18 protein-coding genes are annotated in these 23,417 nt (G+C 66.3%); 12 read left to right on the top strand and 6 right to left on the bottom strand.

Features of this window, described 5'->3' with window-relative positions; all coding sequences use genetic code 11:
• Positions 1-4: 4 nt before the first annotated feature.
• Both polX and HWX25_RS33875 read right to left on the bottom strand, forming a co-directional pair.
• Entirely contained in the window at positions 5-1,771 is a 1,767-nt protein-coding gene (gene polX, locus HWX25_RS03610; RefSeq protein WP_175907156.1) for a DNA polymerase/3'-5' exonuclease PolX, read from the bottom strand.
• 169 nt (positions 1,772-1,940) lie between these two features.
• The gene (locus HWX25_RS33875; protein ID WP_059818971.1) at positions 1,941-2,333 is read right to left on the bottom strand and encodes a TraR/DksA C4-type zinc finger protein; all 393 of its coding nucleotides are present in this window, start codon (positions 2,331-2,333) and stop codon (positions 1,941-1,943) included.
• Between the two features lie 343 nt (positions 2,334-2,676).
• On the opposite strand from HWX25_RS33875, the gene HWX25_RS03620 reads away from it, so the two are divergent.
• The gene (locus HWX25_RS03620; protein WP_175907158.1) at positions 2,677-2,850 is read left to right on the top strand and encodes a hypothetical protein; all 174 of its coding nucleotides are present in this window, start codon (positions 2,677-2,679) and stop codon (positions 2,848-2,850) included.
• 82 nt (positions 2,851-2,932) lie between these two features.
• On the opposite strand, the gene HWX25_RS03625 is transcribed toward HWX25_RS03620, so the two are convergent.
• Together HWX25_RS03625 and HWX25_RS03630 are read right to left on the bottom strand one after the other, a co-directional pair.
• On the bottom strand, positions 2,933-4,321 hold the full coding sequence (locus tag HWX25_RS03625) for an undecaprenyl-phosphate glucose phosphotransferase (protein WP_175907160.1): 1,389 nt from the start codon (positions 4,319-4,321) through the stop codon (positions 2,933-2,935).
• Between the two features lie 32 nt (positions 4,322-4,353).
• Positions 4,354-5,136 (bottom strand): Crp/Fnr family transcriptional regulator, encoded by a 783-nt coding sequence (locus tag HWX25_RS03630; RefSeq protein WP_059818969.1) that lies wholly within the window; start codon positions 5,134-5,136, stop codon positions 4,354-4,356.
• A 917-nt stretch (positions 5,137-6,053) separates the two neighbouring features.
• On the opposite strand from HWX25_RS03630, the gene HWX25_RS03635 reads away from it, so the two are divergent.
• The 6 genes from HWX25_RS03635 (at position 6,054) to HWX25_RS03660 (ending at position 12,940) form a co-directional block, all read left to right on the top strand.
• Entirely contained in the window at positions 6,054-6,836 is a 783-nt protein-coding gene (locus tag HWX25_RS03635) for a Crp/Fnr family transcriptional regulator (RefSeq protein ID WP_175907162.1), read from the top strand.
• 168 nt (positions 6,837-7,004) lie between these two features.
• Positions 7,005-7,256: an acyl carrier protein gene (locus HWX25_RS03640; protein WP_047903457.1), complete on the top strand. Its 252-nt coding sequence runs from the start codon at positions 7,005-7,007 to the stop codon at positions 7,254-7,256.
• Positions 7,253-8,449 (top strand): acyl-CoA dehydrogenase family protein, encoded by a 1,197-nt coding sequence (locus HWX25_RS03645; RefSeq protein WP_175907165.1) that lies wholly within the window; start codon positions 7,253-7,255, stop codon positions 8,447-8,449. Before HWX25_RS03640 ends, HWX25_RS03645 begins: the two co-directional genes overlap by 4 nt.
• Positions 8,446-9,417, top strand: coding sequence for an amino acid--[acyl-carrier-protein] ligase (locus HWX25_RS03650; protein WP_175907167.1), 972 nt, complete (start codon positions 8,446-8,448; stop codon positions 9,415-9,417). The genes HWX25_RS03645 and HWX25_RS03650 overlap by 4 nt, the downstream gene beginning before the upstream one ends.
• A complete protein-coding gene (locus HWX25_RS03655; RefSeq protein ID WP_175907169.1) occupies positions 9,414-10,469 on the top strand; it encodes a DUF1839 family protein in 1,056 nt (351 codons plus the stop codon). Before HWX25_RS03650 ends, HWX25_RS03655 begins: the two co-directional genes overlap by 4 nt.
• Positions 10,466-12,940: a glycoside hydrolase family 2 protein gene (locus HWX25_RS03660; protein WP_175907171.1), complete on the top strand. Its 2,475-nt coding sequence runs from the start codon at positions 10,466-10,468 to the stop codon at positions 12,938-12,940. Before HWX25_RS03655 ends, HWX25_RS03660 begins: the two co-directional genes overlap by 4 nt.
• A gap of 45 nt (positions 12,941-12,985) precedes the next feature.
• Here HWX25_RS03660 and HWX25_RS03665 read toward each other — a convergent pair whose 3' ends face one another.
• Positions 12,986-14,377 (bottom strand): sigma-54 dependent transcriptional regulator, encoded by a 1,392-nt coding sequence (locus tag HWX25_RS03665; protein ID WP_059525160.1) that lies wholly within the window; start codon positions 14,375-14,377, stop codon positions 12,986-12,988.
• A 1,299-nt stretch (positions 14,378-15,676) separates the two neighbouring features.
• Here HWX25_RS03665 and HWX25_RS03670 point away from each other — a divergent pair.
• A complete protein-coding gene (locus HWX25_RS03670; RefSeq protein ID WP_059819647.1) occupies positions 15,677-16,261 on the top strand; it encodes a drug:proton antiporter in 585 nt (194 codons plus the stop codon).
• Positions 16,258-17,832 (top strand): mannose-1-phosphate guanylyltransferase/mannose-6-phosphate isomerase, encoded by a 1,575-nt coding sequence (locus tag HWX25_RS03675; RefSeq protein WP_175907175.1) that lies wholly within the window; start codon positions 16,258-16,260, stop codon positions 17,830-17,832. The genes HWX25_RS03670 and HWX25_RS03675 overlap by 4 nt, the downstream gene beginning before the upstream one ends.
• 114 nt (positions 17,833-17,946) lie before the next feature.
• Here the strand turns inward: HWX25_RS03675 and HWX25_RS03680 are convergent, their stop codons facing one another.
• A complete protein-coding gene (locus HWX25_RS03680) occupies positions 17,947-19,236 on the bottom strand; it encodes a right-handed parallel beta-helix repeat-containing protein (protein ID WP_175907177.1) in 1,290 nt (429 codons plus the stop codon).
• A 415-nt stretch (positions 19,237-19,651) separates the two neighbouring features.
• On the opposite strand from HWX25_RS03680, the gene HWX25_RS03685 reads away from it, so the two are divergent.
• The 3 genes from HWX25_RS03685 to HWX25_RS03695 all read left to right on the top strand — a co-directional run bounded on the left by HWX25_RS03685 (position 19,652) and on the right by HWX25_RS03695 (position 23,415).
• Positions 19,652-20,701: a glycosyltransferase family A protein gene (locus HWX25_RS03685; protein WP_175907179.1), complete on the top strand. Its 1,050-nt coding sequence runs from the start codon at positions 19,652-19,654 to the stop codon at positions 20,699-20,701.
• Positions 20,702-21,159: 458 nt separating this feature from the next.
• Positions 21,160-22,308, top strand: a complete 1,149-nt coding sequence (locus HWX25_RS03690; RefSeq protein WP_175907181.1) for a glycosyltransferase — start codon at positions 21,160-21,162, stop codon at positions 22,306-22,308.
• A gap of 27 nt (positions 22,309-22,335) precedes the next feature.
• Positions 22,336-23,415: a glycosyltransferase family 1 protein gene (locus HWX25_RS03695; RefSeq protein ID WP_175907183.1), complete on the top strand. Its 1,080-nt coding sequence runs from the start codon at positions 22,336-22,338 to the stop codon at positions 23,413-23,415.
• Positions 23,416-23,417: the final 2 nt, after the last annotated feature.

Consider the following 23,417-nt stretch of genomic DNA (forward strand, 5'->3'; position numbering starts at 1 on the left):
GCCGTCACACACCCTTCGGGCGGCCGCGCTTCGACGCGCCGCTCGCGCGCATCGTGCGCGCCAGCAGCGGCCGCAGTTGCGCGAGCGTGCGCGTGTTGAGCACGTCCTGCCGCGTGAGCCAACCACGCCGCGCCTGGCCGATACCGTATCCGAGGTTGTCCAGATCGTTCGCGCACAGTGCGTCCGAGCCGATCGCCACGGCGACGCCGGCTTTCGCGGCCTCGCGGCACCAGACGTCCGGCAGATCGAGCCGCCGCGGATCGCCGTCGAGTTCGACGAAGCAGTGGCGCGCGGCGGCCGCGGCGAGCACGCGCGGCACGTCGAGTTCGCATGCGTCGCGTTCGCCGAGCAGCCGGCCGGTCGGATGCGCGAGGATCGTGAAATTCGGTTGATCCATCGCACGCAGGATCCGCGCGGTCTGCGCGTCGCCCGACAGGTCGAAGCCGTCGCGCACTGCGCCGACGACGAGGTCGAGGCGGCCAAGCACGTCGTCGGGCACGTCGAGGCTGCCGTCCTCGCGAATGCCGGCCTCGACGCCCTTCAACAGCACGAAGTCGTCGAATGACGCGTTGAGGCGATCAATCTCGTCGATCTGCCGCACGAGCCAGTCGCCATCGGTGCGGCGACCTTTCGTATCCGGTGCGCGATCGGTGACGGCCAGATAAGCGAGTCCGCGGGCCCTGGCCGCATCCGCCATCGCGCGCAGGCTGTCGCGCCCGGCCGACGCCGCGGTATGCGCGTGCAGATCGCCATGAACGTGCCTGCGCTCGACCAGCGCCGGCAGCGTGCCCGCGCGCGCCGCGTCGATCTCGCCGCGGTCCTCGCGCAACTCGGGCGGCACCCAGTGAAGACCGATCGCCTCGTAGACGGATGCCTCCGTCGCGCCCGCGATTCGTTCGTCGCCGCGGAATACGCCGTATTCGTTGATCTTCAGCCCGCCGGCCTGCGCGATCCTTCGCAGTGCGATGTTGTGCGCCTTCGATCCCGTGAAATAGACGAGCGCCGCGCCGAACGCGTCGGCCTCGACGACGCGCAGGTCCACCTGCAGCCCGTTGCCGAGCATGACGCTCGAACGCGTCTTGCCGTTCGCGAGCACGCGCGCGACTTCACCGTAGCCGACGAACGCATCGGCCACCGTGGCCGGATCGCGGGCCGTCACGAGGATGTCGAGATCGCCGACCGTCTCGCGGCTGCGGCGAAAGCTGCCGGCCGGCACCGCTTCGCCGACGCCGGCCACTTTGCGCAGACGCTCGAGCAACGGCATCAGCGATTGCGCGGCATCCGGCAGCAGGAAGCGTTGCGGCTCGCGCTTCAGGCGATCGTCGATCGCGTCGAGCAGATGGGCTTCGGTCTTCGCGCCGAAACCCGGCAGCGCACGGATGTGCCCACTCTTCGCTTCGGCGCGCAGCTGCTCGAGCGAGTCGACGTGCAGTGCGTCATGCAACGCCTTGACGCGTTTCGCGCCGAGCCCCGGCACGTCGAGCAGTTCGACGATCGCGCCCGGCAGCGCATGGCGCAGCGTTTGCTGCAGTTCGCAGGTGCCGGTCGACGCGATCTCGCGCAGCTTCGCCGCGAGATCGGCACCGATCGATGGAATCCGGCCGAGATCGCCGCCGCTCGCGATGATCGCGGGAATGTCGCGCCCGTAGTCGGCAATCGTGCGGGCCGCGTTGCGATAGGCGCGCACCCTGAATGGATTGGCGCCCTGGATCTCGAGCATGTCGGCGATTTCGGCGAAGACGGCCGCACACTCGGCATTGTGGATCGGCATGGTCGGCGTGGCTCCCTTCCACGTGGATGGCGCCGTGCGCCGGCGCGCCGGCCTCTGCCCGCCCGGCGCCGCATGTCGACGACGGCGGGCGCCCGTTGGTCATCCTGCACCGATTGCCCGTGTCATGTCGCGCGGGACATGCGGCTTGCGCGGCGCCTGCGCCGATACCTCAGAGCGATGCGCGCGGTGTCGTCGCGTAGCGGCGCTCGTACAGGGACTGGCAATGCGTGCAACGCTCGGCAGTCGGGCGTGCGAGCAGCCGCTCGTAGCCGACCGGCGCATTGCAATCGATGCATTCGCCGTAGCTGCCGTCGCGCATGTGCTGCTGCGCGCGCCCGATCGCACGCAACTCGGCCAGCTTCATCCCGATCAGCGCGTGATCCATGTCGACGAACAGATCGGCGTTCGCCTCGTCACCCTCGTCCGGCGCCGCGCCGGCGAGCTCCGCGTAGGACTCCGACGCGCGCTGGTCCTCGCTCGTGCGGATATCCGCCCGCAACGCCTGCTCGCTCTCGGTCAGCCGCTGCTGCAGCGTCCGCCGTTGTTCTTGATCGAGCGCCATCGCCGTCTCTCCTTTTCCGGGTTCCGCGCAACGAGCATACGGCGCGCGGTTGTCGCGCCGGTGCGCGGCGGGCCGGAACGCCCCGGCTCGCCGCGCCCGGATGCACGCCCGGCCGCACGAAGCGCCGGACGCCTTCGACGCAGCATAAACCCAATGCACACGCATGTGTTGACCGGCGTCAGCGCCCACCTCGTGCGCGCGAAAACGGGGGACCGACGCGATAATCCCGCATACCCGCATTCGTCTGACGCAGCCGCCGTTGAGGTCGATCAATCCCCTGTAAAAAGTTGCGACATAGATTGAAAACATGCGCGGCGAATCCGCTGCTTTGAGGGAGAACGTCATGTTGTTCGGCGTCGTCATCTGGGTGGCCCTTGCGGCCCTGTTCCCGACGATGGTCGTGCCGACGATCCAGCACGCCATCCAGCCGTCGAGTGCGCAAGCCGCGCCCGACGCCAGCCCCGCCGCCACGCCCGCTGCGTTGCCGGCGGCCGCTCAGCCGCCGTCGGACGGTTGACACGCGGTTTCAGGTGCGCCGTTGCGTGGCGCATCGCATCGACGACGAAAACGCCGCACAGAATACTTCGCAATCCTCTTCGTCAGAAGGCATTGCGCCCGACGAAGCCACGCACGACCGTCATCAGGATGATCTTCATGTCGAACCAGAAGCTCCAGTTCTGCATGTAGAACAGATCGAACTTCACGCGCGCGGCCATCGCCTCGACCTTGCGCGTCTCGCCGCGATAGCCGTTTACCTGCGCCCATCCCGTGATCCCCGGCCGTACGCGATAGCGATACATGTAGCAGTCGACCAGTTGCCGGTAGAAGTCGTCGTGTTCGATCGCATGCGGACGCGGACCCACCACCGACATCTGGCCGAACAACACGTTGAAGAACTGCGGCAGCTCGTCGAGCGACGTGCGCCGCAGAAACGCACCGACAGGCGTGATGCGCGCATCGTTGCGCGAGGCCTGCCGCACGACACCGGGCTGTGCGCGATGCACGCGCATCGTCCTGAACTTGAGGATGTGAAACTCGCGGCCGTCGGCACCCTTGCGGCGCTGTCTGAACAAGACGGGCCCCGGCGACGACAGCTTCACCGCGATCGCCAGCACCGCAAGCAGCGGCAGCAGCGGGATCAGCACGGCGACCGCGAACAGCCGGTCGAACGCGAACTTCGCCCACAGTTCCGGCGCGGAACGCGGCGTAGTCGCGAGGTTGATTGCCGGCATGCCGAGTACATCGGTCGCAGATCGCTCGACGACCGCCATCTGCCGCACGTCCGGCAACAGTCTCAACTCGACAAACTCGTCGCGCAGTTCGCGCACGATGCGCTGAATGCGCGACTCGTGCGACATCGGCAGCGTGAGCCACACTTCGTCGATCTCGCCGCCGCGGATCATGCGCCGAAGTGCGACCCAGTCGCCGATCACCGGCACGCCGCCGATCCCGGCGGTGGCTGCAGCGGCCGGCGCGTCGTCGTCGAACACGCAGGCCGCCGCGAATGGGCCGGTCGGCTCGAGCTGCATGCGCTCGATCGCCACCCGTCCGTAAGCGGTCGCGCCTACGATCGCGACCCGCCGCTGCCGTGTGCGCGGATCGCCGCGCTTCATCGCCAGCGCGCACAGTGCCAGCCTGCCGAGCAGCAGTGCCGCGTCGCCGGACAGCACCGTCCGCGCAATCCAGCGCGTCGTGACCGTGCCGCCGCGGTTCATGATCCACATCGTGCCGGCCACCGTCAGCGTGCCCGCGCACACGACGGCCACCACCGTGCGCGTCAGCACGGTTCCGCTGTCATGCGACGACGCCCCGCGCGACACGCGCACACTGCGCGGCAACAACGCGACCGTCAGCGCGCACAGCAATGCAATCGCGCCGCGCTGCGCATCCGACAGATCGCGCCACGCGAGCCCCATCGCAACCTGCGCGGCGAGCGCGCCTGCCAGCACGAGCGCGGCATCGGCCGCGGCGATCGCGGCGCGCCGCATCGTATTCGTTCCACCCGCCGTCGCGTGCATCGTCACGCACCATGCACCGGGAATCCGCCGTGCACGTCGTGCATGCGCGGTCGCACCGGCATCGATCGCGCGCCGTTCCGCGTGCCGAGCAGCCGGCGATAGTCCGCACGAATCAGCTCGTAGCATTCGCACGCCTGGCGCTCGAGGCCGTCGCGGTCGAGCACCGTGATGCGGCCGCGACGCTGACGGATCAGTCCGGCTTCCTGCAGGTGGCCGGCTGCTTCCGTCACGCCTTCGCGACGCACGCCGAGCATGTTCGCGATCGTCTGCTGCGTGACGGCCAGTTCGTCGCCGTCGATCCGGTCATGCGCGAGCAGCAGCCAGCGGCTCAACTGCTCGCTGACCGAGTGATGCCGGTTGCACAACGCGCTGCGCGAGATCTGCGCCATCGTCGCCTGGCAGTAGTTCAGCAGCAGCCGATACGTCGCCGGGGAACGCTCGAATTCCGAGCGCATCACGCAGGTCGGCACGCGATAGGCCATGCCGCCGATACGGACTTCGACGCGGTTCGATATCGCGGTACCGCCGACGAGCGTCGCCAGACCGACCACGCCTTCGCGGCCGACCACGGCGACCTCGACCATCGCACCGTCCTCCATCAGGTGCTGCACCGACATCATGGCGGTCGTCGGGAAATGCAGGTGGCGCATCGGCTCCCCGACACGGTCGAGCATGCCGGCCTTGATTCTGACCAGTTCGAGGTGCGGTGCGATGGCACGGATGCTGTCCTCCGGGAGGGCATCGAGGATGGCGTTCGCCGAGTAGCTCGAGTGAAGATGAAGCATGTCTGTATCCCATTTTGTCGTCCGCGCCGCATGCAGCCGCGTCAGCGGAACTCGTTATCGCGATGCGCGTCCCGACGGCGACGCGGGTTGCGGCCCACAACCCTCCTTCCAATCGACCGTCAGCTTCACGCCGCCGGATCGAATCGGCAGTCCCGTTTCGATGCGCCCATCTCAATAAGCGATTTACGTGCCAATACCCGCCTCATCCTTAATATATAAATGACCCGCGATTTTGCACCCCCGAATTGCCGACTGAAAACCGCAAAAAGCGTCTCATTTTCGGACACCCTCTGCCGCAGCGGACACCGCCGGCGATTCGACTGATCAATGGCCACCGAGTATGCGGCGGCTCCGACAGCCGGGCCACGAAGCTTATCGTTCAACTACTTACGGCCCGTTTTCAATTGTTTCCGTGATGTCCCGCGCGTCACCCGAGCGGCGCACGACACCTCGAATGATCGTTTGAAACTGTCTCAAATATGAATCGGCATATTAATTTACGACTCTGTAAGCAAACGCACACAACCACCGTAACACCATGATTCAATTGACCAATTTACGACAGAAATCCAAATTGTCAAATAATGTTCAATGCATTCTTAATGTTTTACCTGTACGATATGCATCGACTCCCGATTGATTCCAGATCATCATCGAATTCCCGACTTAACCGTCTATCCATATCACGGCGATTAACTCGCGAAAACATGATCTTCAAATCCATATAACGTTTTCATTTATCCCAAATCGTCAAACTTTGTGAAGTTACGCAGTGCGCAATTTATCGAATTCAATTGCGTGCTAGCCTTTTCCCGCCATCGGCATTCGAATTCCGACGAACTCAAATCCGCACGCGCGTGCTAAATCCCCATGGATGCCGCCGCGCGACGTGCGACCGCCCCCTACGAGGATGCGCCGTGACCCACCAGGCCAATGACGCCGTCGCCCACGCGAGCGGCATGATCGAGCTCTCCCACAGCTTCGACGCCAACCGGTTCCTCGCGGCCCTCGACCGCGAGGAACGCGCCACGCTGATTGCCAATCTTCAGCTCGTTCACCTGAAATCGGGCCAGGTGCTGTGCGAACCCGGCGAAATGCTCACCGCGGTTTATCTGCCCGTCACGACGGCGATTTCGCTGCAGTACGTATCGTCCGGCGGCATGACGCTGGAAGTGGCCGAGATCGGCAGCGAGAGCGTCGTGTGCGACGACGTGATCGGCGGCAGCGGCCGGATGCCCTGCCGTGCCGTCGCATGCCGCGACGGCTTCGTCTACCGGCTGGACCGACGCGTCTTCGCCGCCGCGTTCGATGCGTCACCGGTGATTCGCCACCTGGTGTTCGTCTGCGTGCGGCTGCTGATGGCCCAGGTATCGCAGATCACGTTCTGCAGCCGCCATCATGTGCTCAAACATCAGTTATGCAGATGGTTCCTGCTTGCCTACGACCGGTCGCGCAGCATCGAGATCCAGGTGACTCACAGCATGCTCGCGCAGATGCTCGGCGTGCGGCGCGAGACGGTCACGGACGCAGCCGGCGAGATCCAGAAACTCGGCCTGATCCGCCAGTACCGGAGCTCGATCGAGCTTGCCGACCTTGCGGGCCTCGAGAAAATGTCGTGCGGCTGCCGCGCGATCGTGCGCGACGAGATGAAGCGCATCCTGTCGGCCGACTCGAGCGTGACCGCTGCGGCACGCGCGTGATACGCACGTCGTTTCGGCGCACGCGTGCGATCCGAGTCAGCCGATTGTAGGGTGGCGAACAGAACGCCGTGCTTGCGAATGGTCTACTGATGCCGGACTGCCGGGGGGATGTCAGCGCGCTGCGCGCGTCCGCCCGTGCGGACGACACCACACACGCCGGAGCAGCACGTGAAAAACGAAATCAGAACCATCCTCAAGCACGTCGCCCACCTCGAAGCCGCGATCGATTCGATCGGTGACGGGGACGACCTCTACGAAGCGGGCCTCTCCTCGCTCGACACGATCCAGTTGATGCTCGCGATCGAGAAGCAGTTCAACATCGAGATTCCCGACGAGATGCTGAACCGCAATCTGTTCCGCAGCATCGACGCGCTCGCGGATACGATCGCGACCCTGCAACGCTCCGAGCATTCCGCATGAGCGCGCTGCTTCCCGAACTCGCGGCCGACGACGAAGCACGCCGGCTCGACGAGGCCGCGCATGCCGTTGCGCATATCGCCGCCCAGCATGCGGATGCGGTCGATCGCGACGCGCGCTGCCCCGTCGAAGCGATCGAGGCCATGCGCGCGCGCCGCCTGCTGAGCGCAATGGTCCCGGCCCGGCTCGGCGGTGCCGGCGCGTCGCTGGCCGACATCGCGTCGGCATGCTCGATCCTCGGGCAAGCGTGCGCATCGTCGGCGATGGTGTTCGCGATGCACCAGATCCAGGTCGCGTGCATCGTCAATCACGCTGCCGACCAGGGCTGGCACAAGCTGTTCCTGCAGCAGCTCGTGCGCCATCAGTGGCTGCTCGCGTCGGCGACATCCGAAGACGGCGTCGGCGGCAACCTGCGCGCGAGCCAGTGCGCGCTCGAGACCAACGGCGGCGCATTCCGGCTGCACAAATCCGCACCGACGATCTCGTACGGTGACTATGCCGACGGCATCCTCGCGACCGCGCGGCGCGACGCCGACGCGCCGGCGTCCGAACAGGTGCTCGTCACGCTGCTGCGCGACGGCTATACGCTCACGCGCCGCGGCGAATGGGACACGCTCGGCATGCGCGGAACGTGCAGCAACGGCTTCGTGCTTGACGCACAGGGCGCGACCGAACAATGCCTGCCCGTTCCGTTCGCGCAGATCGCCGAACAGACGATGGTGCCGGTTTCGCACATCCTGTGGGCGGCGGTGTGGATCGGCGTGGCCGGCGATGCGTTCCATCGCGCGCATCAGTTTTTCCGCGCGCAGGCGCGCCAGACCGACGGCGCGCCGTCGCCCGCGTCGCGGCGCATCGCCGAATCGCTTGCGCTGATGCAGGCGATGCAGGCCCGCGTCGACAACGTACTGCGCCTCTATGCCAGCGCGTCGCCCCGCTCGTGGTCGGCCGGCATGGCCTGGGCCGCCGAGATCAACACGCTGAAAACCTATGTGTCGTCGACCGCGCTCGAAGTCGCACAGCAGGCGATGATGATCTGCGGAATGGCCGGCTACAAGCACGGCACGCCGTTCAGCATCGGCCGCCACCTGCGCGACCTGCACGCGGCGCCGCTGATGATCAGCAACGACCGCATTGCCGCCAATACCGCGAGCCTGCTGCTCGCATTGCGTCCCGCGACGCTGGAGAAACATTCGTGAACGACCGCCTGTCCGTGCCCTCTGCCGCCACCCCGTCCGACGCACCGCTCGACCGCGCGGGCGTCAATCCGCTGCGCGACGCGCTGATCGATGCGGGCCTGCTCGTGTCGACCGGCATCCAGGGCCTGTTCGGCCGCAGCGAACGGTTCGAGCGCGTCGTCGAAGCGCTCGACGCCTTCGTCACGCGCCTCGGCGCCGACCAACAGGCCGAAGTGCTGCGCTTCCCGCCGGCGATGAGCCGCACCGAGTTCGAGCGCAGCGAATACATGAAGAGCTTCCCGCAGCTCGCGGGCACCGTGCATGCGTTCTGCGGCGACGAGCAGCGCCACCAGCGCGTGCTGCAGTGCCTCGACCGCGGCGAGGACTGGACCGAAAGCCAGAAGCCGACTTACGTCGTGCTGACGCCGGCCGCCTGCTACCCGGTCTATCCGGTCGTCGTGCGAGCGGGTGCGCTGCCCGACGACGGCCGCATCGTCGACGTGTTCTCGTATTGCTTTCGCCACGAGCCGTCGCTCGACCCGACCCGCATGCAGCTGTTCCGGATGCGTGAATACGTGCGGATCGGCACGCCCGAGCAGATCGTCGCGTTCCGCGCGACGTGGATGGAGCGCGGCACGCGGATGATCGAGGCGCTGCGCCTGCCGAACGCGATCGATCTCGCGAACGATCCGTTCTTCGGGCGCGGCGGCAAGATCGTCGCGAACAGCCAGCGCGAGCAGAACCTGAAGTTCGAGCTTCTGATCCCCATCGAGCACGACGATCGCCAAACCGCGTGCCTGAGCTTCAACTACCACATGGATCACTTCGGATTGCTGTGGGACATCCGCACCGCGACGGGCGACGTCGCGCACACGGGCTGTGTCGGCTTCGGCCTCGAGCGGCTGACGCTCGCGCTGTTCCGTCATCACGGTTTCGACATCAACGCATGGCCGGCCGACGTTCGCGACGTGCTGTGGGGTACGCGATGAAATTCGTGTCCCGCGACGGCGAGGACGCGTCGTTCGAGGACGTGCGCCATCGCGCACGCCACTACCGGCCGCACCCGCTGCACAGTCAGGAGATGGTCTGGAAGCAGACCAACTGCTACGTCGACATGTGGCTCGAGGTGCTCCGCTGGTGGGGCCTCAATCCGTACGCGGCACTGCCGTTTACGATCGCGCTCGATTTCGAGGGCGACCAGTTCACGTTCTTCAAGTTTCCGCACGACGAACTGGAGCGGCTTTACGGAATCGTCGTGCAAGAGCATTCGATCTACGAGCCGCTCGACCAGCACGTCGAGACGCAGGTCGCGCGCGGTCACCTGATGATCGTCGAGGTCGACGCGTGGTTCCTGCCGGACACGCGCGGCAGCAGCTACCGCGCGCAGCATACGAAGACGACGATCGGCATCGACTCGATCGATCGCACGCACCGCCAGATCGGCTACTTCCACAACAGCGGCTATTACGTGGCCGAGGATGTGGACTACGACGGCCTCGTCGGCGGCGGTTCGCCGATGCCGCTGCCGCCGTACGTCGAGTGCGCGAAGCGGCGTTTCGCGCCGCTCGACGAGCGCGCGCTGTGCGAAGCCTCGCTCGCGGCGCTGCAGCGCCATCTGCGCCGCCTGCCGGTCGTCAATCCGGTCGCGGCGTTCCGGCGCCAGTTGCAGATCGATGCGAAGTCGCTCGCCGATTCGCCGCTCGAACGGTTCCACGCGTACTCGTTCAATTCGGTGCGGCAACTCGGTGCAAACTTCGAACTGTTCGGCCATTACGCGCGCTGGCTGCAGGCAAGCGGCTGCGTCGGACCGTTCGCCGAGATTCGCACCGCCTGCGACCGCATCGCGTCCGAGGCGATGGTGCTGGAGTTCCGGCTGGCGCGGGCCTGCGCGCGCGGCAAGGAAGAGCGCGGCGACGCGACGCTCGAAGCGATCGAAGCGGCATACGCCGACCTGATCGACTGCGCGCGGCAGATCACCCCGCCGCTTCAGCGCGCGGTGCCCGTTCGCGTCGACGCGGCCTCCGTGCCGTCGATGCGGTGAGACGCGCGCCCGCCGCGCTCGCGTGGTCGATGCTCGCCACGGCAGCGGGCGCCACGCGCGGGCCGCTCGATCTTCCCGCCGACGGCTGGATCGCCGCCCCCGTCCCCGGCACGGTCGCGCAAGCGCTCGTGCAGGCCGGACGCCCCGACGATACGGCGTCGCTCGACGAGCGCGACCACTGGTATCGCGTCGAGCTGCATGGGCACGGGCCACGCGTGCTGCGCTTTCATGGCCTCGCGACACTCGCCGAGGCCTGGCTCGACGACACGCCGATCCTGCGCTCTGCCAGCATGTTCGTCGCGCACGACGTGCTCGTGTCGCTCGATGGCACACACCGCCTGACCGTCTGCTTCCGCGCCCTCGCGCCGCACCTGCACGACGTGCGCGCACCGCGCCGTGCACGCTGGCGCACGCGACTGGCCGAACCGGCGACGCTGCGTACCGTTCGCACGTCGCTGCTCGGGCACATGCCCGGCTGGTTTCCGCGCTGTGTGCCGACCGGACCGTGGCGGCCCGTCGACGTGCTCGATCCGGCCGCCGGGCCCGTTCTCGTTCATTGCGACCTGCATGCGCGCATCGATGGCGACACCGGCTGGCTCGACGCGGAACTCGCGTTCGCCGGGCCGCTGCCCGATGCGTTCACGGCCCGGCTGTCGTGCGGCGAGCACCACGCGACGCTCGAGCGCAGCGGCGCCGACCGGCTGCACGCGACCGTCGCGGTGCCGAACGTGCGCCGCTGGTGGCCGCACACGCACGGCGAACCGGTGCTCTATGAAGTCGCATTGCACATCGGCGCCGATCGACGACCGCTCGGCTCGACGGGGTTTCGCACGATCGAGCAGGACGCGGGCGACGACGGCAAGGGGTTCGGCCTGCGCGTGAACGGCGTGCGCGTGTTCGCGCGCGGCGCCTGCTGGAGCAGCGCCGCACCGCTCGCGCTGCACGCCGACGACGCAACCTATGGCCGGCTGCTCGGACTCGCGCGCGACGCCGGCTTCAACATGATTCGCGTCGGCGGCACGATGGCGTATGAGGCCGACGCATTCCACGCGTGGTGCGATCGGCTCGGACTGCTGGTCTGGCAGGACTTCATGTTCGCGAATTTCGATTACGCGCTCGACGATCGCGCGTTCGCGGACGCCGTCGATCGCGAAGCCGAACAGTTCCTCACGCGCCACCGCGCATCGCCGTCGCTCGCGGTTCTGTGCGGCGGCAGCGAGATCGCGCAGCAGGCCGCGATGTCGGGGCTCGGGCCGAAGCAGCGCTTCCTTGAACTGACTGCCGAGCGCCTCGCCGGCCATGCGGCGGCGCGACGGCCCGACACGGTTTACGTCCCCGACTCGCCCGACGGCGGCGTGCTGCCGTTCATGCCGCGCGAACGTGTGTCGCACTACTACGGCGTCGGCGCGTACCTTCGCCCGCTCGACGACGCGCGTCGCGCCGACGTGCGCTTCGCAAGCGAATGCCTCGCGTTCGCGAACGTGCCGTGCGATGCGATGCTCGCAAGCCTCGGCTGGCCGGGCGTTCATGAGCCGCGCTGGAAAGCGGCCGTGCCGCGCGATCCCGGCACGTCGTGGGATTTCGACGATATTCGCGATCACTATCTGCAGACGTTGTACGACGTGGCGCCCGACCGCCTGCGGCGCGAGGACCCGTCGCGTTACTTCGAGCTGTCGCGCGCGGTGATCGCGGACCTGATGCGCGACACGTTCTCGGAATGGCGGCGCACCGGCTCACGCTGCGCGGGTGCGCTCGTCTGGCAGTTCCAGGACGTGATGGCGGGCGCCGGATGGGGCTTGCTCGATGCGACGCATCGGCCGAAATCGGCATGGTATGCGCTGCGCCAGGTACTTCAACCGGTGCAGGTCCTGCTCGTCGACGAAGGGCTGAACGGGCTCGACGTGCATGTGATCAACGAACGGCCGGCGCCGCTGTCGGCAGCGGTCGAGCTGGTCGCGCTGCGCGACGGCCGTACGCCGGTCGCGCGGGCCGGCGGGTCCCTCCGGATCGCCGCGCACGACACGGTGCGGCTCGAGTCGGCCGAATTGCTCGGCCGCTTTTTCGACTGGACCTATGCGTATCGCTTCGGCCCGTGCGAGCACGATACCGTCGTCGCGACGCTGCGTGCCGAGGACGGCACGCTGCTGTCGCAGGCCTTCTACTTTCCGTCCCGCACGCATCCGGCCGTGTTCGCCCGCCGCGAACCCGGCATCGAGGCATGCGTGTCGCGCACCGGCGACACGTGGCACGTCGACATCGATACGCGCCACGTCGCGCGTCACGTGCAGATCGACGCACCGGGCTTCGTGCCGCGCGACGACTGGTTCGATCTCGCGCCCGGCACGCCGGCACGCGTCGCGCTCGTGCCGCTGGATAACACCGGCGACCATCCGGCCGCCGGCGCGCCACCGACCGTCGAGATCCGTGCGGTCAACGCCGCGCGAACCGTGCGCGCCGCGTTGGCCGGCTGACGCGGGCGGGACCGCTCACACGGTCGCACGGCCGCGCCGCGCACGTCAGTCCGACGAGCCCGTGCCGCGCGGCCGCTCGATTCCGTACGCTTCCATCCAGCGATAGAGCGTGGCACGCGACACGCCGAGCTCGCGCGCGGAAGCGGCGACGCGTCCGCGCGTGCGCAGCAGCGCGGTTTCGATCGCTTCGCGTTCGATCGACTTGCGGATATCGGCAACGGACGGCGACGCCGCGTCGAGACAATATTCGAGCTCCAGATCCTGCGCGGTGATCAGGCGCCCTTCCGTCATCACGACCGCGCGCCGCACGCGGTTGATCAGCTCGCGGACATTGCCCGGCCAGTCGTGCTTGTAGAGCGCCGTGATCGCATCCGTGGAGAAGCCGCGCACGCGATGGCGCGCGTCGCCACGAAAGCGTTCCAGCATGTGATGCGCGAGCAGCTCGATATCCTTGCCGCGCGCACGCAGCGGCGGCTGATCGATGCGCATCACGCAAAGACGGTGGAACAAGTCCGCGCGGAAACGCCCTTCTTCCATCGCTTCGCGCAGGTCGACGTGCGTCGCGGAGACGATCCGCACGTCGACCGGCACCGGATCGCTGCCGCCGAGGCGATGAATCGCACGCTCCTGCAGGAAGCGCAGCAGGCTCGCCTGGCTCTCGTGCGGCAGGTCGCCGATTTCGTCGAGCAGCAGCGTGCCGCCGTTCGCGGCTTCGACGTAGCCGATCTTGCGTGCGTTCGCGCCGGTAAACGCGCCGCGCTCGTAGCCGAACAGTTCCGATTGCAGCAGGTGGGGCGGGATCGCACCGCAATTGACCGCGACGAACGGGCCGTTGCGCCGTTCGGAATGACGATGGATCGCGACGGCCGTCAGTTCCTTGCCGGTTCCTGTCTCGCCGAACACGAACACCGGTGCGTCGGTGCGCGCGAAGCGCCGCACCGTATCGAACAGCCGCAGCATCGCGCTGCAGGTGCCGACGATGCCGTGCTCCCGCGATTCGAGCGCTTCGCGATCCCGCGCGAACAGGCATTCCATTCCGTACGCGTGGCCGACCGTATCGGCGATTCGTTGGTGCGACGCGGGCAACGTGATGTAGTCGAAGCAATAGTCGCGCAACAGTGCGCGCACGTTCGGCGACGCGGTCTGACCGGTTTCGACGAGCGCGACCCATACGACATCGCGCATCGACGCGCAGGTCGACGCGATGCTGCCGATCGCGTCGGCGTGGCCGCCGCTCAGGTCGAGGATGCCGCAGGTGATTTCGCCGGAGGTGTCGCGCAATTCGTTTGCGTGCGCAACGACCGTCACTTTCCAGTCACGCCGGGCAAGTTCCTTGCGCAGCATGACGGACGGCGACCGGGTCCAGTAAATCAGAGGACGCTGCCCGGTAGTCCTCCCCCCGCCGGCGCTCTTATCGCGCGTTATTGGCATATTCATAACGAACCATCACTTTCTCCACTCCGCGAACCGTTCGCGTGCGCTGCGGACGGCGGTGCATGGCCGCCTGTCCGCGCTGCGTTTCCGCAGCTTTGGCGAAGATCGAAACTGCACACGGCGAGAGCCCCCGGAGGTCGAGCCGGATGTCATCCGGCCTCGTTGTCATCGAACTCGAAGGGAACGCACGGCCGCGGGAGCCGCGGCGTTCCGGCTTTCATGCGACGCGCCGTCAGGCGGAGCACGTCGGCAAACGGGAATTCCGTCCGCATTTGCGTCGCGTCGTACACGACAGTCGCGCCCGATGCTGAACCGGATGGCCGCCAACCCGCTTTCGGAATGGTGACCTCATTTCATCCGCTCCTGAATTTACACCCCGTATCGAGATGGCCTTGTTACCAAAAGCTAAACATCGATTCAGCCGATTACGGTGCCGCTCCGCCTGCGCGGCGCGCGTTTAGCGACTCAGATTTGATTATCTACGACCATTCCCGTCAATCAGTGGCAAATCCCACTTTTCTGCAAGATCGGCCCCTCCCATTGCCCGCGATTCTCGCCTGAATCGAACAAAAAGTCCGGACAGCATGTTTCGTCCGTCGGTAATCGCGCGTCGCGCGCGACGCAGCATGACGCATCGAATGCGGGCAAACCGGGCGTGTTCGTTACAACATCGTAACGAAGCGGCCGGCCGGACCATCCGCCTACTGCCGCGATGCAGCATGACCTCCATGCCTGTCGCACCCCCTGTCGCTGCCGACGTGCCGATGCGACAGGCACCGCGCTGGTGCAAGCCCGCATGCAGCCCGAAAAGGGCCGGGCAGCGCTAAATGGCAAGTATGCGCGTGTTGGCCGGCGCGGCGAAACGATCGCGGCCAGATGAAAGATGTGCGCACCGCGAGGAAACCGGCGATGCGATGGACGTTGGCTTGCGAGCGACAGCCGATCGCGAGGCGCGACCTGCCTGCCGTGAACGATCGCAATCTTCAAGTACGGCCCCGGTTCTTCAATCGCGTTCGATGCGGACGACCTCCCTGCGAATTTCGCAGCGGGCGTCGCGACGATTCAATTATGGGAAAGCCGCCATACGGCCACCGTGTGCTACCGCACATTGCCCCGTTCGCGGCACGCGGTCCGTGTCGCGCAGCCGGCATCGGCCGCGCGAAACAGGAATAACGGGAGCGTGAGTGCGCTTTCGAACAGACCGCCGCACGCCGCATCCGCATCATGAATATCGTCCGGCCGCACGGAACGAAGGCGTTCATGCGGCCCGGCGTGCTGAAGGCTTCACACGAGGACCGCATCATGGAATGGCATTGTTGTGAATTCGAACATCTGAGCCCGATCGATCTCTACGCAATCCTGCGTTCGCGAAACGCGGTGCTGGTGGTCGAGGACGCGCACACGCATCTCGACATCGACGGCAAGGATGCGCACGCATTGCACGTGTTCGCGTGCATGCACAGGGGCGACACGACGGAAGTCGTCGCCTACGCGCGCGTCCTCCCCGGCGACGACGCCGATCCGGACGTTGTGATCGACAAGGTGCTGACAAGCGAGGCATGTCGCGACGACCGCACCCTCGAACAACTGATGCAGCGCGCGCTCACGGCCGCGCAAGCCGCATGGCCCGACGTGGCTGTGCGCACGCACGTGCCCGCTCAGCGTCAGTCCTTCTACAAGCGTTTCGGATTCCGCAAGGCCTACGGCCCCTATCTCGAACAGGGCGCGCCGTTCGTCGGTCTCGTCCGGCCGGCAGACCGCGCCGCCGGCGCGCTGCGTCAGCTCCTGTCACGGGCCATCTCCGCGCCGCGATCGCGAAACGAGGACGCGCGCGTCGACGGCCGCGCGCACAACCGGCTGCCCGCCGATACCGGAGCCAATCGATGAGCGCCACCCTTCGCCCGGTTCCCGACCCGGAGCTGCCCTGCATCCTGCCCGTCATTCTCGCCGGCGGTTCGGGCACGCGCCTCTGGCCGTTGTCGCGAGAGCAGTATCCGAAGCAGTTGATCGAGCTGACCTCGAACGAATCGCCGCTGTCGTCGACCGCGCGCCGCCTGAACGGCATCGCGAACGCGGCACTCGGCGACACGCTGCTGCTCGTATGCGGCGAACAGCATCGCATCATGAGCGCCGCTCAGGTGGTCGGGCGCGCGGCGCCTCCCCGTATCCTGCTCGAACCGGCCGCGCGCAATACGGCACCCGCGCTGACGCTCGCGGCGCTCGACGCCAGTGCGCTTGCGGACGATCCCATCCTCGTCGTCATGCCGGCCGATCACGTGATCGGCGACGTCGCCGCATTCCAGGAAGCGATCGGACGCGCGGCGCGCTACGCGCAGGAAGGCGCGATCGTCACCCTCGGCGTGCTGCCGCGCCGCGCGGAAACCGGCTACGGGTACATCCAGGTCGGCGAACCGCGCGCCGGTCGCCTCGGCGGACAAGGCGGCTATGCAATCGGGCGGTTCGTCGAGAAACCGAACGCCGCACTCGCCGAACGCTACCTGCATTCGGGCGATTATTGGTGGAACAGCGGGATTTTCATCACGCGCGCATCGATCTGGCTGAAGGCCATCGGCGCGCTCGCACCCGACATCCATGCGGCCTGCGACGCGGCATGGGGCGCGGGCACCGCCGAGGATCCATTCTTCCGCATCGACGCGGCGGCTTTCGACGCGTGTCCGTCCGACTCGATCGACTACGCGGTCATGGAACGTCTCGCGGAGAGCCCCGAACTTGGCATCGAAGGCATCGTGGTCCCGCTTTCCGCAGGCTGGTCGGACGTCGGCACCTGGGATGCGATCTGGGAAATCATGCCGAAGGACGATCACGGCAACGTCGCGCGTGGCCCGATCGTGTTCGAGGACACTCAGGACAGTCTCGTGCGCTCGGAAGGCCGCCTGATCGCGTGCGTCGGGATGAAGGACGTCGTCGTGATCGAGACACCCGATGCGGTGCTGGTCGCGAACAAGCACGACGTCCAGCGCGTGAAGAACATCGTCACGCGCCTGAAGACCGAGCAGCGCCCGCAGGCAAGCGAACACCGCAAGGTGCAGCGGCCGTGGGGACACTACGATTCGATCGATCTCGGCGAGCGGTTCCAGGTGAAGCGGATCGTCGTCGAGCCCGGCAAGCGGCTGTCGCTGCAGATGCACTATCACCGTGCCGAGCACTGGATCGTCGTGCGCGGCACCGCGAAGGTCACGCGCGGCGACGAGACCTTTCTGCTCAGCGAGAACGAATCGACCTACATCGCCGTCGGCGAGGTTCACCGTCTCGAGAATCCCGGCCGGATTCCGCTCGAGATCATCGAGGTGCAGTCGGGTGACTATCTCGGCGAAGACGATATCGTGCGGTTCGACGATCAATATGGACGGCCGGTCGCCGAGACCGCGCGGCAGCGACCGTCGCTCGCCTCGCGCGAACCGGACGAGGAAGCCACGGAACGCGACGTCATCCGGTAGGCGCATGCGAATCGCGGCGGCGCGCGCGACGATGACGGGCGCCGCCGCGCGAACAAGCGGCGGCGGACCGCTCACCGTATGTCGCTTCGGACCGGCGGCCCATGCGACGCATCATCAGTCGATTCCGCCTTGCGACCAGCGCGCCTGCCTGACGGACTCGCGCACGCGCGGCAACAACGACGCATCCGCGCCGACCGCGTCACCCGCCGCCAACGGCGATTGATGCCCGGCCGCACACGGCGTGCCCTTCGCCCGCCCTCCCGATGCCATCGCCGGCCGGCTGGTCGCGCAATCGTGCGCCGGGTCGATCCGGACCGGCATTCCGCCGATCTCCGATAATTTGTTGTCCGCAAGACGCACGCCCGACACGTTTCCCCACAGACGAATGCCGTCGAATCGCGCATGCGATACGCGGTTGCCGATCACGGTCACGCGCGACACCGAACCCGACCACGTGCTGACCTCGATTGCCGCCTGCTGTGTGATCGGGCGATGATCGGGCCGGCCCGCCGCGGTCTGGATATCCGCGATCGAGTTGCTCTCGATGCGGATGTCGGACGAGCCGGCGGTGCGGTTGCTGTCTTCCTGCGCGACGAGAATCCCCGAGCTCACCTCCACGTTGCGCACGATGTTGTTCGAGATGGTGACGTTCGCGCCGCCGACCACCGTGATGCCCCGGCCCCACGGATTGCCCTCCAGCGAGTTGCCGGTAATCAGCACGTTGCGCGTCAGCACGCCTTCCGCCTGGTAACTCACCACGGCGATCATGTCGTCGCCGGTGCCGCGCACGACGTTGCCTTGCACGAGCACGTTGTGTGAGCCGTGCGTCATGTGAATGCCGTCCGCCAGCGTCGACAGCACCTCGTTGCCGACGATCGCGACGTCCGCGCCGCCAAACACGAAAATGCCGGCGCCGGCGCCGCCGTCGATCACGTTGTCGAGCACCTGCACGCCGCGCCCCGTGACCTCGACCTTCGTCGATGCGGGCGTCGTGAGCCGAGTCGTGCCGGTTCCCGCGAGCCGAAAGCCGACGAGTGTCGTACCGTCGCCGCGCATCTCGATCGTCTGGTCGTCGGGGGTCGTCGCGATCAGCGTCGCGCCGTAGCCCGACAACACCACGTTCGGCTGCCGCACGACCAGCGAACGGCCGATCACGTACCGCCCCGGCGCGAATATCAGTTGCTGGCCCGGCTGCAATGCGTCCAGCGCACGTTGCAGCATGTCGGCCTGATCTGCACCGTCCGCGGCGGGACGCACGTATGCATCCGGTACGCTCGCATGAAGTGCGCCGGGTGCGGGCGTGCCGGATGCCGCCACGGCACTACCCGGCCACGCCAGCCCGACTGCAATGCACATGCCGGCGATCGCCGCGCATGCGAGGAACGGGCTTGGTGATCTACACATATCGAATCGACTCCCTCGAATGACTTCATGCGCGTCGGCTGGCGCAGCCGAACGCGGGATCCCAGCCGGATTGCCTGCCCGTGATACCGCCGAAGCGGGCGACGCGATATGTTCGATTAGATCATTCGAACCAGGCGCGTTTCGGTGCGTCAACAGACCAATGCATCCCTCCTGCGCGGCATGCGCTCACGTACCGTTGATCATTCGTCGCGCCTCCCGTGACGCGAATCGCCGAACGGTAGGCTCGCGAACCGAGTGCAGATCGGCGACGCGTATCATGGTCATCGTGCGACGCGACCGTGGTACGGCATCACCCAAAGACACCGGCCGCCGCCGATCCGGCGTCGTGGTCCCGACGGGGTCCCATGCGCGCCCCACCCGCATCGTCCGCTCTTCGCTCGTCCAGAACCCGTTCATGACCGACCTGACCATCGCAATCTGCAACTACAACCATGGCGCTTACTTGCGCGACGCGATCGATTCGGCGCTCGCACAGACCGCGCACGGTGTACGCGTGCTGGTCGTCGACGACGGTTCCACCGACGATTCGCGCGACATCATTCGCTCGTACGGCGAGCGGGTGACGGCGGTGTTTCAGGAAAATCGCGGTCAGGTCGCCGCATACAATCGCGCGCTCGAGCACGTCACGACGCGCTACGTCATCCTGCTCGACGCGGACGACCTGCTCTATGACGACGCCGCGGTCCGCGTGCTGGCCGCGTTCGCGTCCGGCGACTTCGTGAAGGTGCATTTCCGGCTCGACGTGATCGCGCGGGACGGTGCAGTGACCGGGGCGAGCGTGCCGCAGTCGGCCGTCGACTCCGATTGCGGCCGACTGTTGCGCGCGGGCTGGCTGTACCCGTCGCCGCCGGCATCCGGCAACGCGTATCGGGTCGATGCGCTCAAGCGCATCTTTCCGGTGCCCGTCACGCCGGACAACCTGCATGGCGCCGATTTCTACGCGATCTACGGTATCGCGTTGCTTGGCGCCGTGCACATGATCGATGCAACGCTCGGCGGCTATCGCGTGCATCAGCAGTCGGATACGCGGCCGGCCGAGGACACGCCGTCACTTGCCCTCACCAATTCGGAAGACGCCGCGACCGGCGCGCTGAAAGCCGAACGCCGTTGGTCGACGCTGCGCATGATCGCCGGCACGCGGCTGCACGAGACATTGCCGATCGCGCCGCTCGACTTCGCGATCGAGAAGGCGCGCTTCGCAAGCACGCTGTATCACGCGCCGCTCGTGAGGCGCTGGCGCTGGTTCCTGTGCGAATCCGGGCGCTACTGGCAAACCGTGCTGCGCAACCCGTTCTGGGGTCCTGCCAAGAAAGTGGCCGTCGCCGGACTTTCACTCGCATGCCTGCTGCCGTCGGCAACGCTCAGCAATCGCGCGATTCACTACATCTCCAACCCTCTCGCACGCGTGCGCAAGTCATCCGGGCATCGCGCCGACGCTCGATAGCAGCGTCGGGCCAGCGCATCCCGCGCCAAATCGCTCCTTCGGTAAGCCATCGCACCCAGTGGGCCGCGCATGCGCTGCACAATGATCCGGACCAGTGGATTCACGCGCGCTGACCGGATCTCGCCGTGTTCTCTCTCCAGTCGTCGTAGTCGAACACCGGCATCCGATGTTCGGAGAAATCTGGCCGACGCGTAGCGCGCGGCATGGATGCTTCGTGCCGGATCGTTTTCGGTGCTCTCCGGCAACGTCTACCCGATATTGCATCGGCTGAAATCACCCGGCCGCCTCGCCAGCTCACACATGCGACCGCGACTGCAGGATCCAATGGTCAAGACCACCATGCATTTATCAATCAGGAATGCATAGTTTAACGAACCGGACACCTAGACCGCACGATTTGCAGGCGACTCATCGTCACGATGGGCGATGAGTGTGCGATCGGATCGCCAGACCCAAAGATGACCAAAGAAAAGATCGTTCATATTGCCGAGGCATTTGGCGGCGGCGTGCTTTCGATGCTGACCCATCTCGCGAACCATGCGGCGGCATCCGGTGTCGACGTGACGGTGCTGCATTCGATCCGACCGGAAACTCCGGCCGATTTCTCGACGCTGTTCCTGCCCGACGTGAAGCTCGTATACGTCGAGATGGCGCGCGAGGTGAGCATCAAACAGGATCTGCGGAGCTTGCGTGCGCTGGTCCGGAACCTGCGCGACTGCAAGCCGACCGCGATTCATCTGCACTCGTCGAAGGCCGGCGTGCTGGGGCGAGTCGCCGCCCGGATCGCCGCCCCGGACGCAAGGGTCCTCTACTCGCCGCACGGACTCTCGTTCCTGCGCCGCGACGTATCGCGCATGAAGCAATACGCTTATCTGAGCTTCGAACGCATCGCGGCGCATATCGGCGGAACCATCGTCGCGTGCTCGGGCAGCGAACTCGCCGAGATCAGGGGAAAGGTTCGTGCGAAGTCGGCCGTCCTGGTGGAAAACGGTGTGAATGCGGCAGAGATTCCGCTGCGTCGAACGCGCGACGATCGCAAGGTCGTCATCGGGATGAGCGGTCGGGCGTCGTTCCAGAAGAATCACGAAGCATTCGTGCGTCTGGCCGACGCGCTGCACGGCGCGGACGTCGAGTTTCTCTGGATCGGCGGCGACGCCGCCGAAATTCCGGACCCCGGCCAGCGCCGCGCCGTCGTCTGCAGCGGCTGGGTAACCCGCGCACGCGCGCTCGCGCTGACGTCGGAACTGGACATCTATGTCCAGACTTCCCGCTGGGAAGGCATGCCGGTCGCGCTGATCGAAGCGCAGGTCGCCGGCATACCGGCCGTGGTGACGGACGTCGTGGGCAATCGCGACGTGGTGATTCACGGCGTGACCGGCTACGTCGCGTCCAACGCCGACGAGATGACCGCATATCTGAGCCTGCTCCGCGACGACCGGCAGCTTCGCGAGGAAATGGGTGCGGCTGCCCGGCAACGGGCGATTCAGCGATTTTCGATGAACGCGATCTTCCGTCAGTGGCACGCCCTATACGGACTCGACACCGACGAGCCGCGTGTCGACACGCGCGACTTCAAGCCGGTTGTTCCGGATCACGTCAAAGCCTGATTCCGAATTCGACATTCCCTTATCGACATGACCGCTTTCAAGAAATCGAAGCAACTCGTCTACAACGGCCGATTCACGACGCAGAAAACAACCGGCGTGCAACGCGTCGCGCGCGAACTGATCGCCGCACTGATCAAGTTTCAGCCGCAGGATCCGGTGACCGTGCTGGTGCCGCCGCAGCCGAGCGTCGAGGTAAGCGGCGCGAAGACGGTCAAGGTGGGGTTTTACAAGGGCGTGGTCTGGGAGCAGCTGGTTCTCCCGTTATTCGCGCGCCGCGGCCGCATCGTCAATCTCAGCAATTCGGCATCCATTTTCATCGGCAACCAGATCATCTACATGCACGACGCGGCGGTGTTCGACACGCCCGCGCATTTCTCCAGGGCGTTTCGCGCGTGGTACCGGATCATGTTCTGGATCCTCGCGCGAACCTCCGTTTGCGTGCTGACCAACTCCTGTTTCTCGCGGGATCGCCTCGCGCATCACTGCGGCGTTTCCGCGGAGAAGATCAGCGTCGTGCCGCTCGGCGCGGATCACCTCGACGCCCTGGAACCGGACACGAGCGTGCTCGACAAGCATGCGCTGACGCCGGACCGGTTCGTGCTCGCGGTCAGCAGCATGAATCCCACCAAGAACTTCGGCCGGCTGATCGCGGCGTTCCGGCAAATCAACGATCCGTCGGTCGATCTCGTCATCGTCGGCATGCAGAACGCCACCGTGTTCGGCAAGCAGGATCACCTCTCGGCAGCCGAGCCGAACATCAAGTACGTGGGCTACATCAGCGACGAGCAACTGAAGGCGCTGTACCAGAATGCGGCGTGCTTCCTTTACCCGTCGATCTACGAAGGCTTCGGCATACCGCCGCTCGAGGCGATGCGATACGGCTGTCCGGTGGTTGTCGGTAAATCGGCCGCACTGCCGGAAGTCTGCGCCGATGCGGCGTTGTACTGCGACCCGTATTCGCAGGACGACATTGCACAAAAGTTACGGAGCCTGCTCGATTCCGCCGAACTCAGGTCCGAGCTCAAACGCAAGGGAAGCCTGCACGCGGAGAAATATCGCTGGAGCCGAAGTGCCGAGATGATGAAGGAGATCTTCGAGTCGCTGTAGGT

Source organism: Burkholderia sp. BCC1640, assembly GCF_902833125.1.
In the GTDB taxonomy this organism is placed as follows: Bacteria; Pseudomonadota; Gammaproteobacteria; order Burkholderiales; family Burkholderiaceae; genus Burkholderia; species Burkholderia diffusa.

What these genes read in the sequence shown, in the direction of transcription:
- polX (WP_175907156.1), bottom strand. Translation starts at nt 1,771, where the DNA reads ATGCCGATCCACAATGCCGAGTGTGCGGCCGTCTTCGCCGAAATCGCC.
- HWX25_RS33875 (WP_059818971.1), bottom strand. Translation starts at nt 2,333, where the DNA reads ATGGCGCTCGATCAAGAACAACGGCGGACGCTGCAGCAGCGGCTGACC.
- HWX25_RS03620 (WP_175907158.1), top strand. Translation starts at nt 2,677, where the DNA reads ATGTTGTTCGGCGTCGTCATCTGGGTGGCCCTTGCGGCCCTGTTCCCG.
- HWX25_RS03625 (WP_175907160.1), bottom strand. Translation starts at nt 4,321, where the DNA reads ATGCGGCGCGCCGCGATCGCCGCGGCCGATGCCGCGCTCGTGCTGGCA.
- HWX25_RS03630 (WP_059818969.1), bottom strand. Translation starts at nt 5,136, where the DNA reads ATGCTTCATCTTCACTCGAGCTACTCGGCGAACGCCATCCTCGATGCC.
- HWX25_RS03645 (WP_175907165.1), top strand. Translation starts at nt 7,253, where the DNA reads ATGAGCGCGCTGCTTCCCGAACTCGCGGCCGACGACGAAGCACGCCGG.
- HWX25_RS03655 (WP_175907169.1), top strand. Translation starts at nt 9,414, where the DNA reads ATGAAATTCGTGTCCCGCGACGGCGAGGACGCGTCGTTCGAGGACGTG.
- HWX25_RS03665 (WP_059525160.1), bottom strand. Translation starts at nt 14,377, where the DNA reads ATGAATATGCCAATAACGCGCGATAAGAGCGCCGGCGGGGGGAGGACT.
- HWX25_RS03670 (WP_059819647.1), top strand. Translation starts at nt 15,677, where the DNA reads ATGGAATGGCATTGTTGTGAATTCGAACATCTGAGCCCGATCGATCTC.
- HWX25_RS03675 (WP_175907175.1), top strand. Translation starts at nt 16,258, where the DNA reads ATGAGCGCCACCCTTCGCCCGGTTCCCGACCCGGAGCTGCCCTGCATC.
- HWX25_RS03680 (WP_175907177.1), bottom strand. Translation starts at nt 19,236, where the DNA reads ATGTGTAGATCACCAAGCCCGTTCCTCGCATGCGCGGCGATCGCCGGC.
- HWX25_RS03685 (WP_175907179.1), top strand. Translation starts at nt 19,652, where the DNA reads ATGACCGACCTGACCATCGCAATCTGCAACTACAACCATGGCGCTTAC.
- HWX25_RS03690 (WP_175907181.1), top strand. Translation starts at nt 21,160, where the DNA reads ATGACCAAAGAAAAGATCGTTCATATTGCCGAGGCATTTGGCGGCGGC.
- HWX25_RS03695 (WP_175907183.1), top strand. Translation starts at nt 22,336, where the DNA reads ATGACCGCTTTCAAGAAATCGAAGCAACTCGTCTACAACGGCCGATTC.